We start from the raw sequence: 976 nt of genomic DNA, 5'->3' as shown, positions 1-976 counted from the left end.
CCGTACCAGAGTAAGTCACGCTATCGACGGCAACCTCACCTTCGATATCCGAAGAGTTCGCTAGAAGCTGTTCGTCACTGATAGTAATGGAGTTGTCTTCACGAACGGTATAAGACGTGCTACCAGCAACAGGTGGATCATTCTCTGGTGTCACACTCACATCGATATTGGCTTGAACCGTGTCCATACCATCTGACACATCAAAGCTAAAGTTCACATCACCATTGAAGTTCTCGTTTGGCGCGAAGCTGTACGTGCCGTCACCATTGTCGGTAAGCACACCGTCAGCGCCCGTGTAGTTCACACTTTCAACTGATAAGTCATCCCCATCGATATCGGTAGCACCCGTTAGCAGGTCTTCATCTGTGAAGTTCAAGACACCGTCTTCGCCAATGCTGAACGTTTGGTCTTGTGGCTGTGGCAGGTCATTAACTGGGTTAACCGTTAAGTCAGCCGTAGCGACTAATGTGTCTGTACCATCGGTAATGTCGAAGTTCAAATCAATGTCACCGTTGAAGTTCGCATCTGGCGTGATAGTGAAACTACCATCATCGTTTGCAGTGACGCTCGCATCACCACCAACGGTTAAGTTAGCCGCTGTTAAGTCATCGCCGTCAACATCGCTCGCTTGAGCAAGTAATTGCTCTTGGCTCAACGTAATTGAACCATCTTCGTCCACGCTGTACGCCAAGTCGCCCGATACCGGAGCATCGTTCACAGGCAGAACATCAATGTTTGCTGTAGTGGTTGCGGTTGCGCCGTCTTCATCGGTCACTACTACATCAAGGCTAACATCACATCGCTCGCTTGAGCAAGTAATTGCTCTTGGCTCAACGTAATTGAACCATCTTCGTCCACGCTGTACGCCAAGTCGCCCGATACCGGAGCATCGTTCACAGGCAGAACATCAATGTTTGCTGTAGTGGTTGCGGTTGCGCCGTCTTCATCGGTCACTACTACATCAAGGCTAACATCA

General features: G+C 49.5%; 1 pseudogene. It reads right to left on the bottom strand.

Annotation, left to right across the window (positions count from 1 at the left end):
• Positions 1 to 976: pseudogene (locus L1D22_RS22095) on the bottom strand (tandem-95 repeat protein); the annotation flags it as partial.

Source organism: Vibrio sp. Isolate34, from assembly GCF_022397915.1.
Classification (GTDB): Bacteria; Pseudomonadota; Gammaproteobacteria; order Enterobacterales; family Vibrionaceae; genus Vibrio.
The sequence above is the reverse complement of the archived record's forward strand: the minus strand, read 5'-3'. Positions and strand labels throughout refer to the sequence as shown.